Source organism: Sphaerisporangium sp. NBC_01403 (assembly GCF_045040145.1).
Lineage (GTDB): Bacteria > Actinomycetota > Actinomycetes > Streptosporangiales > Streptosporangiaceae > Sphaerisporangium > Sphaerisporangium viridialbum.
On record NZ_CP109534.1, the window covers coordinates 1,735,811 to 1,750,176 of the forward strand.

Genomic DNA, 14,366 nt, shown 5'->3' on the forward strand with positions numbered 1-14,366 from the left:
GGCGGGCGCCTAGCGGAGCAGCTCGTCGACCTTCGCGGCGGCCGTGGCGAGGGCGTCCTTCACGCTCGCGCGCCCGGCGGCGGCGTTGCTCAGCTCCTTGGTCACCACGTCCTGCATCTCCTGCTGGCGCTTGATGACGGGCGGCAGCGCGATGGACTTGAGCGAGTCGAACACGGCCTGGCGGTTGGCCGGCACCGGGTCCTTGAGGTAGCCGGCCAGCACCGCCTGGTCGGAGACGGGCGGCAGCTCCCACGACGACGCGATCCTGGTGGTGGCCGCGGTGCCGGAGGAGCTGAGGAAGCGGGCCCAGGCCCACGCCTCCTTGCCGTGCCGGGTCGTCGCCGAGGCCGCGACCGCGTTGTGGAACACGGCGCTGGCCTTGGTGGTGTCACCCGGTTCCACGACGACGTCCCAGCCGAACGGCACGTCCTTGAGGCCGGCGAACTGCCAGATGCCGTTGTGCCACATCGCGAGCTTGCCCGACTTGAACAGGTTGGTGTCGTAGTCCGCGGTGCCGCCGATCTCGGCCTCGGTGGGCATGGTCTTGCCGACCTTGTTCACCAGCCAGGTGGCGGCCTTCTCGCCCGCGGGGCTGTCGAACGTGGCCTTCGTGCCGTCCGCCGACAGGAACTCGCCGCCCGCCTGCTTGAGCGTCTTGTAGAACTCGAAGAACTGCACCGGCTGGAAGTCGCCGTACACCTTCTTGCCCTTGTCGGTGAGCTTCTGGGCGGCGGCCTGCTCGTCGGCCCAGGTCCAGTCGGCCGTCGGCTCGGCGACCCCGGCCTTCTTGAACAGGTCCTTGTTGTAGATCAGGACGACCGTGGAGAAGGACGCGGGCAGGGCGTACTGCTTGCCGTCGTGCTTGAACGCGGCCAGCGACTCCGGCGCGTACACCGAGTCGTCGGTGTCGCCGGCCACGGTGCCGAGGTCGAGCAGCGAGCCCGCGGCGGCGTAGGTCACGAAGTTCTCGTAGTTCAGCTCGAACGCGTCGGGCGCGGTGCCCCCGGCAATGCTGGTCTGGAGCTTGGTGAAGTACTCGTCGTAGGGCGCGGTCTCGACCACGACGTCGACGCCGGGGTTCTCCTTCTCGAAGGCCGCGACGATCGTGTCGAGGTCTTTGACGTGGTCGGGGGCGGCGGAGAAGGTGAAGTAGCGCACGGTCACCTTGCCGCCGGGCGTGCTCTCGGCGCCCTTGGTGGCCGAGCCCTGCGCGCAGGCGGTGGCGAGCAGGCCGGCGACCAGGGCCGTGGCCGCGGCCTTCGTGATTCTGGACATGTGGTTCTCCTGGGGGGTCCTACTTGAGGCCTGACTGGGCGACGCTGGCGATGACGTGCTTCTGGGCGAAGACGTAGAGGATGAGGATCGGGACCACGCTGATCACCGAGCCGGCCATGACGACGTTCCACTCGGTGGTGAACTGGCCGTGCAGCGAGGCCAGGCCGAGCGGGATGGTCATGAACTCCGGTGACCTGATGATCACCAGTGGCCATAGGTAGCTGTTCCAGCTCGCCATGAACCCGAAGACCGTGAAGGTCGCGAGCGCCGGCCTGATCAGCGGCAGCACCACGTGGACGAAGATGCGCAGGTGCCCGGCCCCGTCGAGCACCGCCGCCTCGTCGAACTCCCTCGGCACCTGGGCGATGGCCTGCCGCAGCAGGAAGACGCCGAACGCCGAGGCGATGCTCGGGGCCAGGATCGCGAAGTAGGTGTCGACGAGGTTGAAGGCGCGCATCTCGATGAACAGCGGCACGACCAGCACCTGCAGCGGCACCATCAGCGTGGCCAGGTAGACCGCGAACAGCGCGCCCCGCCCGGGGAAGGGCAGCCGGGCGAAGGCGTACGCGGCCATCGCGCTGGTGACGAGCTGCAGCAGGGTCGAGGCCGCGCCGATCCAGGCGCTGTTGAGCAGGATCCGCCAGAACGGCAGCGTCTCCAGCAGCCGGCGGTAGGCGTCCAGCCCGGCGTTGTCGGGAGTGAAGTCCGGGGGAGTGCTGAGCAGGGCCCCGTCTGGGGTGAACGAGGTGACGACCGCCCACGCGAACGGGAACAGCATGACCAGTGCCCCGGCGACCACCACCAGGTACCTGAGATACCTAGCCATAGTGCACCCACCGCCTCTGCGCGCGGACCTGGAGCTGGGTCACCAGCAGGACGACGGCGAACAGCAGCCAGGACAGCGCCGAGGCGGCGCCCGCCCTGCCGTACCTGAAGGTGAGGTCGTAGACCTGCTCGACCACCACCTGGGTGGCCCCGCCGGGCCCGCCCCGGGTCATGACGTGCACCTGGTCGAACACCTGGAAGCCGTTGATCAGCGAGATCACGACGACGAAGAACGTCGAGGGGGACAGCAGGGGGAGGGTGACGTAGCGGAACCTCGCGAGGCCCGTCGCGCCGTCGACGCTCGCGGCGTCGTGGTACTCCTTCGGGATCGCCTGCAGCCCGGCCAGCAGGATGATCATCACGAAGCCGAGGTCCTTCCACGCCGAGGCGAGGATGATCGACGGCATCGCCCACGCCGGGTCGGTCCACCAGCCGGGGCCGTGCACGCCGAGCAGCCCGAGCGCCCAGTTCACGATGCCGCCCGCGGGGTTCAGCAGCCACTTCCACAGCAGCGCGACGACGACCCAGCTCGTGATGACGGGCAGGAAGTAGATCGCGCGGAAGAGGTTCCGGCCCGCCATCGCCCGGTTCAGCAGCACCGCCAGCCCGAGGCCCCCGGCGTACACCAGCGGGAGGTAGCCGGCGATGAAGGCGAGCGTGTGCAGGAACGCCGCGCGGGTGCCCTCGTCGCCGAGCAGTTCGGCGTAGTTGCCGAACCCCACCCACTCCATCGGGGTGATGAGGTTCCACTCGTGCAGGCTCGTCCAGAACGAGGCGGCCATCGGCACGAGCGTGAACAGCGTGAGCGGTACGGCGCTCGGCAGCAGGAACAGCGCCACGGTGCCCGCGTAGCGCAGGCGGCGCCTCGGGGCGCGGCGGGCGGGCGCGGCGGCGGCCTCCGGCCTGGCGGCGGTCATGGTCATGTGGTGGCCCCGATCAGGCGGGCGCGGACGAGCCGTCCCTGCTCGCCCGCCGCCCCGGCGGCGTCGAACGGCGTCGCCAGCACCAGCGCGGCGGCGCCCTGGGCCCAGCTCGTGTCGTCCCAGCTCTCGACCTCGACCGAGATGTCACGGCGGCCGGGAAGCAGGTGGGCGCGGATCGCCCGCTCGAAGCCGGTGCTCCAGAACGGCCAGTCGGCCGTGCCCTCGCCGAGCATCACGACGACCTCGGGGTCCACCACGTTGATCAGGCCGGCGGCGGCCCTGCCGAGGGTCGCGCCGGCCTCGGCGAACACCTCCAGCGCGGCGGTGTCGCCCGCTGTGGCGGCACGTCCGAGCTCGTCCACGGTCGTCACGGTGAGGCCTCGCGCGCGGGCCGAGGCGATCAGCCCGGCCGCGCCGGTCAGCGCCTCAAGGCACCCCGGCGTGCCGCATCCGCAGACCGGGCCGGAGGCGTCGACCGGCACGTGGCCGAACTCGCCCGCGCCGCCCCTCGCTCCCCGGTAGACGCGCCCGTCGGTGACGATGGCCGCGCCGATGCCCCGGCCGATCGTGACGACGAGGAAGTCGCCGTGCGTGCGGCCCCTGCCGTACAGCCTCTCGGCGGCGGCCAGGGCGTTCACGTCGTTCTCGACCAGCACCGGCAGGTCGAGGCGGCGTCGCAGCCGCTGCCCGACGGGCATGGCCTGCCAGCCCAGCGTGGGCGCGTCGACCGTGCCGACGGCCTGGTCCTCCACGCTGCCGGGCACGCCGACACCGATGCCGAGCAGCGGCGGGCCCGTCTCGGCCGAGGTGCGCGCCACCGCCGCCGCGACGGAGTCCGCGAGGTCGTCCAGGGCGGTCGGGGCGGCCGTGTCGATCGGCCGCTCCCACGAGCCGAGCACCTCGCCGTCCAGCCGTACGTCGACGATCACGATGTGGTCGGTCATCACCTTGACGCCGAGGGCCCGCCCGGCGCTGCCGACCAGGCCGAGCTTCTGCGCGGGACGGCCGCCCTTGGAGCGCTCCAGCTCCAGCTCCTCCAGCATGCCGTGCCCCATGAGCTCGCGGGTGAGCTGGGTGACCGTGGCCGGGCTGAGGTTCAGCCTGCGGGCGATCTCGGTCCTGCTCAGCGGCCCGACGGTGCCCAGCAGGGCGAGGATCGCGGTGCGCGTCAGGTCACCGCGGTCCGTGCTGTAACGATGAACGGCCATCGGCGGGGGGTACTTTCTTTGGGAGTAAATTTAGAAGTGAAGGTAGGGCTCCGGAGCGGGCGGCGTCAAGACCCCCGCACAGATCGGTTCACCGCCCGGTGAGAAGCCGGAACGGCGAGGGCGCGCACACGCCCCCGCCGTTCCGGGGTTCCTGACCGCTTCCGCCGCTACTTGAGGTACGGCCCGGCGGCGCCGATCTTGCCGGGGGCGGGGTTGCCGGGCAGCGTGAGGACGTAGGCCCGCATGTTGCCCTTGCCGGTCAGGGCGATCGACAGCGTCCCGTCGGTGACGGTCCTGACGTCACCGGTCACCGCGTCGGTGTAGGTGCCGTTCGGGATCCCGTTGAAGGTCGCGCCCTCGGACACCGTGACCAGCACGAAGCTGTCGACGCTCCCGCTGGTGAAGCGCCGCTTGTAGGCCATGCCCCCGGACACGCCCTCGGTGGAGTACTGGCCCTTCTGGAGCGCGGGGATCGCCCTGCGGATCTGGTTGAGCCGCTGTAGGTGCTTGACCAGCGGCTGGTTCAGCGTGTCCGCGACGGCGCCGGTGGCCGAGGACACCACGCCGAAGTCGCTCGCGGTGACCGTACCCGCGAGCTTGTCGCCGTAGTAGGCGCGGCCGGTCGTGGCCAGCGGGCAGGTGGGGCCGCAGTCGATCGGCCTGCCCTTCTGGAACTCGATCTCCGAGCCGTAGTACAGGGTCGGGATGCCGCGGAAGGTCCACATCAGGCTCATGTTCTCGGCCCAGGCGTCGGTGCCGCCGGTGTAGCGGACGTTGGACTTGTTCGGCCCGAAGTCGTGCGAGTCGACGTAGACGGTGTTGTACGTCGCGTCGTTGTAGCTGTCGTCGGAGTCCTTCCCGTTGCGGAACGCGTTGCCCGCGTCGCCGAAGTTCTGGTGCATGCGCATGTCGATGACGTTCATGCCGGAGAACTTCGAGTGGTCGGGGGCGTGGTAGGCGTTGCCCCGCAGGAAGGCGTTGTCGCTGGTCGGCTGGCCCGCCGGCCCCATCAGGTTCTCGTAGTCGTACTGCTCGACCACGGCCTTGGCGTCGTCCGGGTCGAACTCCTTGCGCTCCTTCCAGGTGTAGAACTGCGGCGAGTGGTTGACGGAGCCGTGGTTCCACTTGTCGTTGACGAACGCCGCGACCTCGCCGAAGACGTAGAAGTCCCTGCCCTTCTCCCCGTGCTTCTCCACCGCGTGCTTCTGGAGCGCGGGCAGGAAGCGGCGGTTCCACATGAGGCGCGAGATGTGCACGGCGGTGTCGACGCGGAAGCCGTCGACGCCCATGTCGATGAAGCGGTTGTAGGCGTCGATCAGGTAGTTCTGGACGTCGGCGTCCTCGGTGTTGAAGTCGGCCAGGTCCTCGTGCAGCCAGCAGCTCTTGGAGTCCGCCCCCTCCCAGTTGCCGATCCAGCACTGGTGGTAGTACTTGGCGGGGAGCATGCCCGAGGTCGGGCTCGGCCACTGGCAGTTGTAGATGGTGAAGCCCTCGGGGCTGTAGTACTGAGTGGGCTTGCCCCAGTCGCGGCAGGTGTTGCCCGCGGGCTCGGCCGTGGACCACAGGTCGCCGTTGTAGGGCCTGCCCTTAGCCAGCTCCTTCTGCGCCGGGGTCAGCTCAGGGTCGTCGCCCTGGTTCTCCACCATGGGGTCGTACTCGCGGCCCGCCTCCTGCTTGCTGTACATCCACCGCCACTGGTCGTCGCGCCTGCCGTACACCGTGGGGGTGAACAGGCCCTTGGCGCCCCAGCGGGAGCTGTGGTTGTACACCACGTCCTGGAAGATCTTGATGCCCTTGGCGTGCGCCTTGTTGATCAGGTCCTGGTAGGTGGCCCCCGGCGTCTCCAGCCGGGTGTCGACCCGGTAGAAGTCCCATCCGTGGTAGCCGTGGAAGTCGTAGTCTGACCGGTTGAGCACGACCGGGGTGATCCAGATCGCGGAGAAGCCCAGCCCCTTGACGTAGTCCAGCTTGTCGATCAGGCCCTTGAAGTCGCCGCGGAACATGGGGTCGTTGTTCGCGGCGTTGCCCGACCGGATGTTCTGGCTGCCGCCGCGGTTGTTGGAGGAGTCGCCGTCGGCGAACCGCGCGGTCATGACGAAGTAGATCGAGTCCTCGCGCGGGTCGCCCCCGAGCGGGGTGCCCTGGGTCGGCGCCGGAGGGGCGTCGCCCGTCTTCACCGAGACGGAGGCGCCGTACGCGGAGGCGTTGCCCGCCGCGTCGAGCGCCCTGACCTTGTAGGTGTAGGTGGTCTGCGCGTCGAGACGGGCGTCGCTGTAGGAGGTGCCGCCTGCCGGGAGCACCACGGGGGTGCCGGTGCCCTTCGCCCGGCTGATCTCGTAGCCCGTCACGCCCACGTTGTCGGTGGACGCGGTCCAGGTCAGCGTGGCGGTGGTTCCCGAGGCCGTGACCGCGAGCCCTCCCGGCACCGTCGGCGGGGTCGTGTCGGGCGGCTCCGGCACGCACGGCTCGGGAGCGTCGGCCCGTACGACGCCGTCCTTGACGGTGGTGCGGCCGAGCCCGATGGAGAAGTCGGCGCCGTTGTTGTTGTCCCACGTCCCGGCGCCGTTGTTGAAGGCCGCCTTGAGGCCGGGGGCGGACCCGAGGGCGATGGTCTTCTTGGCCCAGTCGGCGCACGAGGCCTCGTTCATGGCCACGCCAGGCACGCTGGTCCAGGACCCGCCGGTGGGCTGGTAGTGGATGTTCGCCGAGGTCCAGCCCTTGGTCTTCTTGTAGTAGTAGACGACGGCCTCGTTGCCGGCGGTCGGCGAGGGGGACGGGGTGGAGGTGGCGCAGGGGTCCCCGGAGCCGATCACGCGGTTGTTCACGGTGACGGTTCCGGCGCCCAGGGTGTAGTTGGCGCCGTTGTTGTTGTCCCAGGTGCCCGAGCCGTTGTTGAACGTCGCCTGGAATGTGCCCGCGGTGCCGAGGCCGACGGTCTTCTTGACCCACCCGGCGCAGGCGGCGTCCATGGCCACCCCCGGGACGGTGGTCCAGGTGCCGCCGATGCCGTAGTGGATGTTGGTGGCGGTCCAGCCGGTCTTGTAGAAGACGGTGGCGCCGTTTTCGGCCTTCGCGGTGCCGATGGGGACCACGGCGGCCGTGACCAGGCATAACGCCGCGGCGAAGAGGGGTTTGTAGGATCGCATGTGGTGGGTCTCCGGACTCGTGTGGACGGGATCCCGCTGGCCGGGCCGGGTGCGCCAACACCCGGTCCGGCATCCTCTGAACGATGTTTCTGGTGTGTTGCCCGGAAGTTACTCATTTGCAAGGCGCCACGCAAGAGCTTGCAGAAATTTCCTGAAATATTCTCAAAAATCGGGATAAACCGCCCGGCGGCGAAGGTTTTGCGGGAACCCGAAACCCCCTACCAGGTCATTTCCGCTGAAATGGGATACGGCTGAAATGGGATACGGCCCGCGGGGCTCACGCGGCGGCGTCCGGACCGCCGCCGGTCCGGATGGCCGGGGGCTCCTCATCGGTGTGCGGAAGCCGGAGGACGAAGCGGGCGCCGCCGCTGGAGGACTCCTCCACGGTGAGGGTGCCGTGATGGGCCTGGGCGATGTCCCTGGCGATCGTGAGGCCGAGGCCGGCGCCGCCGCGGTCGCGGCTGCGGGCGGTGTCCAGCCTGGTGAACGGCTCGAAGACGCGCTCCCTGTCCGCCTCCGCGATGCCCTCGCCGTCGTCGGCCACGGTCAGCTCCGCCACCTCCCCGTCAAGGCGCACCTGGATCTGGACCGTGCTCCTGGCGTACCGCTGGGCGTTGTCCATGAGGCCGGCGATCACCCGGGCGAGCTGGCCGCGCACGGCCTCGACGGTCACCCGGGGGTCGAGCCGCAGCCGTACCGCGCGGCGAAACCGCTTGGGGTGCAACTGCGTCTGCACCAGCTCGCCCAAGTCGACCCGCTCCCGTTCGACGGGCTCGCCCGTCTTCAGCCGGGCGAGTACGAGCAGGTCGGTGACGATCTGCTGCAGGCGGTTGACGTCGCCGAGCGCGCGGTCGAGCAGGCTGATCAGGTCGGTCTGGTCCGGGTGCAGCTGGGCCTCCTCCAGCTGGGCCCGGAGCCCGGCCACGGGGGTGCACAGCTCGTGCGAGGCGTCCGCGATGAACTGCCGCTGCTGGTCGAGCAGTCGTTCCAGCCGGCTCGTGCCGTACGCGGGGTCCCCCCGGCGCCCGGCGCGCATGCCGGCGGCTCCAACTGGAAGGTCCTGCTCGCTCATCATCCGTACCTTCGATCGATCCTCGCTGACCAGGAGCGGCTCCCACCGGAAGGGGTCCCTCCCGGCCGGCGGGGAGAGTCGCGTCCGATCCCAACGATGCCGCTCCCGCCGGTCCGCGGCATCGTGGCCAGCCCCCAGACCGGGTTCACGCCACCGGGGTGCTCATATGCCAGCTAGCCGCAATGCCGGGGGGGAGCCGTCGCTGGAATCCTTGAGGTGTGTCAGTGCAGTGCTTGATCGTCGACGACAACGCCCAGTTCCTGAGGGCGGCTCGTGATCTGCTGGAGCGCGAGGAGATCACCGTCGTGGGCGTGGCCTCCACGGTCGACGACGCCCTCCTCCGCTTCCGCGAGCTCAGGCCGGACGTCACGCTGGTCGACATCAGCCTCGGCGGGGAGTGCGGGTTCGAGCTCGCGCGGCGCCTCCTGGAGGAGGGCCGCGCGGAGCGCCCGGCCGTCATCCTGATCTCGACGTACGCGGAGAAGGACTTCTCCGAGATGATCGCCACCAGCCCCGCCGTCGCGTTCCTGCCGAAGTCCGGGCTGTCGGGCAGCGCCATCCGCGGCGTTCTCCGGGCGGCGGGAGAGGAGCCCGGCGCGGGGGCTAGCGCGCCTCGAGGAAGGTGATCACCGCGAGTACCCGCCGGTGGTCGTCCTCGGTCTCCGGCAGCCGCATCCTCGCCAGGATGCTGCGGACGTGCTTCTCGACGGTGCCCTCGGTGATCCAGAGCTGGTGGGCGATGCCGGCGTTCGAGCGTCCCTCCGCCATCAGGGCGAGCACCTCGCGCTCGCGCGGCGTGAGGAGCTCCAGCGGGTCCTCCCTTCGGCGCGCCGCGAAGAGTTCGCGCACCAGGGCCGGATCGACGACCGAGTCGCCTGCCTTGATGCGCTCGATCGTCTCGACGAAGCCGTCCACGCTGGTCACCCGGTTCTTGAGCAGGTAGCCGACCCGGTGACCGGTGGCGAGCAGCCCCATCGCGTGCTCGACCTCGACATGCGCGGACAGCAGGAGGAGCCCCGCCTCGGGGAACCGCTCCCGGATCTCGCGCGCCGCGTCGAGCCCCTCCGTGGTGCACGTCGGGGGCATCCGGATGTCGATGATCACGATCTCGGGCCGGTGCTCGCGGATCGAGGCAAGCAACTCGGCGGCGTCGCCGGCCTGGCACACGACGTCGTACCCCAGTCCTTCGAGCAGGCTCGCGATGCCCTCGCGAAGCAGCACGTCGTCCTCCGCGAGCGCTATCCGCGTTCCCTGTCCGTCCATCGCCCCGTCGTCTCGGAATGGCCTGGTCACACCGCGTCATCTCCGCCAAGCGTACGTCCAGGCGATGCGCGACTACCCCGGCACAACGGCAAGAAATCACCTTAAAGGTGCATTGACCAGCACAAACGTATGACGATCATGCCGCCGGGCGCGTGACGGCCGGGGGTAAACTGAGCTCGTGCGTGCGGGCATGCTGTCGCCTCTTCTGCGCACGACGCGCCCGCCCATCGCGCTGGGCATAGCGGCCGGCGTCTCGTGTGTGGCGGCTGAGACGGGCCTGAGCTACCTGATCAAACAGGTCGCGCCCGTGACCTCACTGGGCATGATCTACCTGCTCGGCGTGCTGCTGACCGCCACCCTCTGGGGCCTCGGCCTGGCCGTGGTGACCGCGCTGGTCAGCGTCGCCGTCTACCACTACGTCTTCCTGTGGCCGGTGAACGACAGCATCGAACTCGTGGTGCTGCCGACCTTCCTCGTCGTCGCGTTGCTGGCCAGCTCCATGGCCGGGCTGGCGCGGTCCTCGGCCGCCGAGGTACGCGAGCGCCGCATGGAGGCCGATCTCGCCGCCGAGCAGGCCCGTTCCCTCCTACGAGCCCCCGACCTGCGCTCGGCGCTCCCGGCGAACTCCCGCAGGCTGGCGCAGGCGCTCGACCTGCCCTCCGCGTCGATCGAGTGCGGCGTGGCCTCCCCCGACGAGCACCACACGGTGTTCCCGCTGCGAGAGGGCGCCACCACCCTCGGCACGCTGGTCGTCCCGAGCGGGCTTCCCCAGGGAACGCTGCGCCGCCTGCGCAGGCGCATCGTGCCCTCCCTGGAGGCGCTGCTGGGCGCGGCGTGCGAGCGCGAGACCATCGGCAACGCCCTGCAGGCCACCCATGACGAGCTCCGCCGGGTGGCCGAGCGGCAGGCCGCGCTCCGGCGGGTGGCGACGCTCGTGGCGCGCGGCACCTCGTCGCAGGCGCTGTTCCAGGCGGTCGCGGGCGAGATGAGCCGCATCGTCAGGGCCGAGTTCATCGCGGTGACGCGGTTCGAGATCGACGGCTCGATGGCCCTGGTCGGCATCTGGAACGGCGGCGACCTCGATCCGGCGCTGCGCCTCGGCTCGCGCTGGCCGATCGGCGAGGGCAGCGTGGCCGACCTGGTCAGGCGCACCGGGCGGCCGGGGCGGGTCGCGCTGGACGAGCGCGCCGCCGGAGGGTTCTCCGAGTGGGCCCGGGCCCAGAACCTCGCGTGCGGGGTCGGCTGCCCGATCGCGGTCGAGGGGCGGCTGTGGGGCGCGACGATCGCCATGTCGGCGACGCCGCAGCCCGGCGACGCGGAGGCCCGCATGCGCGACTTCACCGAGCTCGTCGCCACCGCGATCGCCAACGCCGAGAGCGTGGCCGAGCTGGCGGCCTCCCGGGCCCGTGTCGTCGCCGCCACCGACGACACCCGCCGCCGCATCGAGCGCGACCTGCACGACGGGACCCAGCAGCACCTGGTCTCCCTCGGGCTCGAACTGCGCCGCGCGGCGCTGTCCGTCCCGCCCGGCTCGGACGATCTCAGAAAGCGACTCGACCGCGCGGTGGAGAGCATCGCGGACGTCGTGGAGAACCTGCGCGAGATCTCGCGCGGCCTGCACCCCGCGATCTTGTCGATGGGAGGCCTGGAGCCCGCCGTCAAGACGCTCGCGCGCCGCTCCGGGGTGCCGGTGGAGCTCAGCATGCGCGGTGTCCGCCGACTGTCGGAACGGGTGGAGGTGGCCATCTACTTCATCGTGTCCGAGGCGCTGACGAACGTCACCAAGCACTCGCGGGCCTCGGTGGTCGACGTCGACCTCCACATGAGGGGCACCGGAGTCGAGCTGCGCATCAGCGACGACGGGATAGGCGGAAGCGACCCCGGCCACGGGTCCGGCCTCATCGGGCTCAAGGACCGCGTCGAGGCGCTCGGAGGCAGGCTGGAGATCGTCAGCCCGCGGGGAGGGGGTACGACCCTGCTCGCCGACATCCCGCTCAACGGCCGAGCGTGACCCTGGCGCGGGACGACGGGAGGAGGCGGGGAATGAGCGTGGTGCGCGGATGGTCGGTCAGGTCCCGCTTCACGCTGTTCAGCGCCGTGGTGGCCGGAGTGCTGTGCGCGCTTTGCGCCGCGACCCTCATGGTCACCGCCCATCGCCTGGTGACCGGATACCTCACCGACGAGGTGGCCGCCGCGGGAGGCCGCGTCGCGTCGGAGCTGGAGGTGAAGGGCCGGCTCCCCGAGCTTCTGTCGCACGGCCAGATCCGCCACATCCAGGTGGTCGGCCCGGAGGGGGCGGTCGTCGCGGCCACCGAGACGATGCGGGGAAGGCCGAGGATGGCGTCCTTCATCCCCGAGGGCGGCAGGAGGAGCGCCGACGCCGTGGTGTGCGGCGGGGCGTTCACCGGCCGCGAGTGCGACATCGTGGTCGCCCACCAGGTCTACCTCGGCGGCCGCGACTGGACCGTCTACAGCGCCGCCCCCGTCATTCCCCTCCTGGTCGACCTCAGGCTGGCGGCACTGATACTGGCCGTCGGGGTGCTGCTCACCGTCGCCATCGCCTACCTCGGCAACCGGATCGTCGCGGGCACCCTCCAGCCGGTGGAGGCCATCCGGTCGGAGCTGGACGAGATCAACGCCACCTGCCCGGGACGCCGGGTGCCGGTCCCCCGGAGCCGGGACGAGATCCACGCCCTGGCCGAGAGCGTCAACCACACGCTGGGACGGTTGCAGAGCGCGGTGGAGCAGCAGCGCCGGGTCACCTCCGACGCCTCCCACGACTTGCGCAGCCCGATCACCGCCATGCGCGCCGAGGTCGAGGACGCGCTGATGGCCCGAGCAGGCGGACGTGAACGCCATGGGCACCGCCGTGCTGAACGGCCTCGACCGCCTCCAGGGGATCGTGCGCGACCTGCTGACCATCGCCCGGCTGGAGGGAGGGACGCCCTGCGCCCATGACCTGGTCGACCTGGCCGAGCTGGTCACCTCCGAGATGGACGCCCGCCATCCGGGCAAGCGCGTCGAGCGCGACCTGGAGGAGGGGGTCCTGGTGCTGGGCGACCGGCTGCGGCTGGCCAGGCTGATCACCAACCTGGTCGACAACGCCGAACGGCATGCCGACAGCACGATCACCGTCAGGGTGCACCGCGCCCGTGGCGGCGGCGACGACCGGCGCTTCGTCACCGGCGCCGCGGTGCTGGAGGTCCTGGACGACGGCGCCGGCATCGCCCCCGACAAGCGCGAGCTGGTGTTCCAGCGGTTCGCCCGGCTGGCGGCGGCGCGGGGCAGGGACTCCGGCGGCACCGGGCTCGGACTGTCGATCGCCCGGCAGATCGCCGAGATGGCCGGCGGCACGCTCGCCATCCACGACAGCCCGCGAGGCGCGCGGTTCGTCCTGCGCCTCCCGCTCGCCTCGACCGAGATCGGCGGTGCATCCTCCCCGGGAGGTGACGCCCGCTGACGGCCCTCGCCCCGTCCGGCGTACGGCCTGACGGGCTAGAGCAGCGAGAGCTGGCCCGACCCGGCCAGCGGGTCGCGGCGCTTCCTGAGGTGCCGCCACTGGGGCAGGTCGTCGAGATACGACCAGGACAGCCGGTGGTGGGGCGTGGGCCCGTGCTCGGCCAGGGCCCGCTGGTGGACGGGGGAGGGGTAGCCGGCGCTGCCGTCGAACCCGTAGGCGGGATGGGCGGGGGCGAGGGCGGCCATCAGCCGGTCGCGATGCACCTTGGCCAGCACCGACGCCGCGGCCACGGTCACCGAGCGCTGGTCGGCCTTGACCTCGCACCGCACCCGCCATGGCCTGCCGAGGAAGTCGTGCGCGCCGTCGAGGATCACCGCGTCCGGGCGCTCGGGCAGGGCCTCCAGCGCCCGCAGCGCGGCCCGGCGCAGGGCCTCGGTCATGCCTGCCTCGTCGATCTCCCCGGGCCCCGCCTCGCCGATGGCGTGGGCCGAGAGCCAGCCCGGCAGCACCTCGGCGAACCGCTCGCGGTGCGCCCGGGCGAGCAGCTTGGAGTCGGTGAGCCGGATGGGACGCTCGCCGCGTCCGGGCAGCTCGGGCGGCGGGCCCAGGCGCGTGACGGCTGCGCACACCACGACAGGACCGGCCCAGGCGCCCCGGCCGACCTCGTCCACCCCGGCGATCAGCACGGCTCCCGCGGCGCGCAGCTCGTCCTCGATCTCGTAGCCGGCGGGCCCGCGCGGGGCGGGGCCCGGTTCGGACGGCACGGCCTCCATGCCGGGCAGGGCGTCGCTCACAGCGACGCCTCGTGGGCGTGGCGCGCTTCGAGCAGGGCGGGAAGGTGGTCGTGGCTCCAGGCGCGGGCGGCGGCGATCAGCGTCAGCAGGGTGCGGCCCAGGGGCGTGAGCTCGTACTCGACCCGGGGCGGGACCTCGACGTAGGCGGTGCGGGTGACCAGGCCGTCGCGCTCCATCGCCCGCAGGGTCTGGGTGAGGACCTTCGGGGTGACGCGCCGCAGCGGCACCTTGATCTCGCTGAACCGGCGCGGGCCGTCCTCCAGGCAGAGCACGACCATCGCGGTCCACTTGTCGCCGATCTGGACGGGCATGGCCCCGGACGGGCACACGGGGTCGAACATGTCGGGGTCCAGCGCTCGCGCCATGCGCCAGAGGCTATCGAAGTATCTTTGAAGTAACC

Annotated in this window: 13 protein-coding genes; 4 read left to right on the top strand and 9 right to left on the bottom strand. The window is 71.1% G+C overall.

The features are described from left to right. Positions 1–9: 9 nt before the first annotated feature. From OG589_RS07490 to OG589_RS07515, 6 genes are all read right to left on the bottom strand, one after another. Positions 10–1,275 carry an ABC transporter substrate-binding protein gene (locus tag OG589_RS07490; RefSeq protein WP_405147376.1) on the bottom strand — a complete coding sequence of 422 codons (1,266 nt, stop codon included), beginning with the start codon at positions 1,273–1,275 and terminating at the stop codon, positions 10–12. A gap of 19 nt (positions 1,276–1,294) precedes the next feature. Further along, positions 1,295–2,101, bottom strand: a complete 807-nt coding sequence (locus OG589_RS07495; RefSeq protein ID WP_405147377.1) for a carbohydrate ABC transporter permease — start codon at positions 2,099–2,101, stop codon at positions 1,295–1,297. After that, complete coding sequence (locus OG589_RS07500) at positions 2,094–3,017, bottom strand: carbohydrate ABC transporter permease (RefSeq protein ID WP_405147378.1); 924 nt, start codon at positions 3,015–3,017, stop codon at positions 2,094–2,096. Before OG589_RS07500 ends, OG589_RS07495 begins: the two co-directional genes overlap by 8 nt. 2 nt (positions 3,018–3,019) lie before the next feature. Beyond that, positions 3,020–4,231, bottom strand: a complete 1,212-nt coding sequence (locus OG589_RS07505) for an ROK family protein (protein ID WP_405147380.1) — start codon at positions 4,229–4,231, stop codon at positions 3,020–3,022. Positions 4,232–4,398: 167 nt separating this feature from the next. Then, positions 4,399–7,377: a carbohydrate binding domain-containing protein gene (locus OG589_RS07510; RefSeq protein ID WP_405147382.1), complete on the bottom strand. Its 2,979-nt coding sequence runs from the start codon at positions 7,375–7,377 to the stop codon at positions 4,399–4,401. Positions 7,378–7,654: 277 nt separating this feature from the next. Continuing rightward, positions 7,655–8,449 carry a sensor histidine kinase gene (locus OG589_RS07515; RefSeq protein WP_405147383.1) on the bottom strand — a complete coding sequence of 265 codons (795 nt, stop codon included), beginning with the start codon at positions 8,447–8,449 and terminating at the stop codon, positions 7,655–7,657. Between the two features lie 224 nt (positions 8,450–8,673). Here OG589_RS07515 and OG589_RS07520 point away from each other — a divergent pair, with 224 nt between their 5' ends. Next, positions 8,674–9,075, top strand: coding sequence for a LytR/AlgR family response regulator transcription factor (locus tag OG589_RS07520; RefSeq protein ID WP_405147385.1), 402 nt, complete (start codon positions 8,674–8,676; stop codon positions 9,073–9,075). Here OG589_RS07520 and OG589_RS07525 read toward each other — a convergent pair. Continuing rightward, positions 9,053–9,712, bottom strand: coding sequence for a response regulator (locus OG589_RS07525; RefSeq protein ID WP_405147387.1), 660 nt, complete (start codon positions 9,710–9,712; stop codon positions 9,053–9,055). The two genes, OG589_RS07520 and OG589_RS07525, sit on opposite strands and share 23 nt — an antisense overlap. A gap of 178 nt (positions 9,713–9,890) precedes the next feature. On the opposite strand from OG589_RS07525, the gene OG589_RS07530 reads away from it, so the two are divergent. The 3 genes from OG589_RS07530 to OG589_RS07540 are packed head-to-tail and all read left to right on the top strand — an operon-like array spanning position 9,891 to position 13,172. Beyond that, the gene (locus OG589_RS07530; RefSeq protein ID WP_405147388.1) at positions 9,891–11,723 is read left to right on the top strand and encodes a DUF4118 domain-containing protein; all 1,833 of its coding nucleotides are present in this window, start codon (positions 9,891–9,893) and stop codon (positions 11,721–11,723) included. A gap of 32 nt (positions 11,724–11,755) precedes the next feature. Then, positions 11,756–12,670: a hypothetical protein gene (locus tag OG589_RS07535; protein ID WP_405147389.1), complete on the top strand. Its 915-nt coding sequence runs from the start codon at positions 11,756–11,758 to the stop codon at positions 12,668–12,670. Further along, positions 12,570–13,172 carry a sensor histidine kinase gene (locus tag OG589_RS07540; RefSeq protein WP_405147391.1) on the top strand — a complete coding sequence of 201 codons (603 nt, stop codon included), beginning with the start codon at positions 12,570–12,572 and terminating at the stop codon, positions 13,170–13,172. Before OG589_RS07535 ends, OG589_RS07540 begins: the two co-directional genes overlap by 101 nt. Before the next feature lie 35 nt (positions 13,173–13,207). Here OG589_RS07540 and OG589_RS07545 read toward each other — a convergent pair whose 3' ends face one another. Then, on the bottom strand, positions 13,208–13,945 hold the full coding sequence (locus OG589_RS07545) for a ribonuclease HII (RefSeq protein ID WP_405151977.1): 738 nt from the start codon (positions 13,943–13,945) through the stop codon (positions 13,208–13,210). Positions 13,946–13,962: 17 nt separating this feature from the next. Further along, the gene (locus tag OG589_RS07550; protein ID WP_405147393.1) at positions 13,963–14,331 is read right to left on the bottom strand and encodes a winged helix-turn-helix transcriptional regulator; all 369 of its coding nucleotides are present in this window, start codon (positions 14,329–14,331) and stop codon (positions 13,963–13,965) included. Between the last annotated feature and the right edge of the window lie 35 nt (positions 14,332–14,366).

Bases quoted from the DNA above. Each gene is read 5' to 3' on its own strand.
- OG589_RS07490 (WP_405147376.1), bottom strand. From the start codon at position 1,275: ATGTCCAGAATCACGAAGGCCGCGGCCACGGCCCTGGTCGCCGGCCTG.
- OG589_RS07495 (WP_405147377.1), bottom strand. From the start codon at position 2,101: ATGGCTAGGTATCTCAGGTACCTGGTGGTGGTCGCCGGGGCACTGGTC.
- OG589_RS07500 (WP_405147378.1), bottom strand. From the start codon at position 3,017: ATGACCGCCGCCAGGCCGGAGGCCGCCGCCGCGCCCGCCCGCCGCGCC.
- OG589_RS07505 (WP_405147380.1), bottom strand. From the start codon at position 4,231: ATGGCCGTTCATCGTTACAGCACGGACCGCGGTGACCTGACGCGCACC.
- OG589_RS07510 (WP_405147382.1), bottom strand. From the start codon at position 7,377: ATGCGATCCTACAAACCCCTCTTCGCCGCGGCGTTATGCCTGGTCACG.
- OG589_RS07515 (WP_405147383.1), bottom strand. From the start codon at position 8,449: ATGAGCGAGCAGGACCTTCCAGTTGGAGCCGCCGGCATGCGCGCCGGG.
- OG589_RS07525 (WP_405147387.1), bottom strand. From the start codon at position 9,712: ATGGACGGACAGGGAACGCGGATAGCGCTCGCGGAGGACGACGTGCTG.
- OG589_RS07535 (WP_405147389.1), top strand. From the start codon at position 11,756: ATGAGCGTGGTGCGCGGATGGTCGGTCAGGTCCCGCTTCACGCTGTTC.
- OG589_RS07540 (WP_405147391.1), top strand. From the start codon at position 12,570: ATGGGCACCGCCGTGCTGAACGGCCTCGACCGCCTCCAGGGGATCGTG.
- OG589_RS07545 (WP_405151977.1), bottom strand. From the start codon at position 13,945: ATGGAGGCCGTGCCGTCCGAACCGGGCCCCGCCCCGCGCGGGCCCGCC.
- OG589_RS07550 (WP_405147393.1), bottom strand. From the start codon at position 14,331: ATGGCGCGAGCGCTGGACCCCGACATGTTCGACCCCGTGTGCCCGTCC.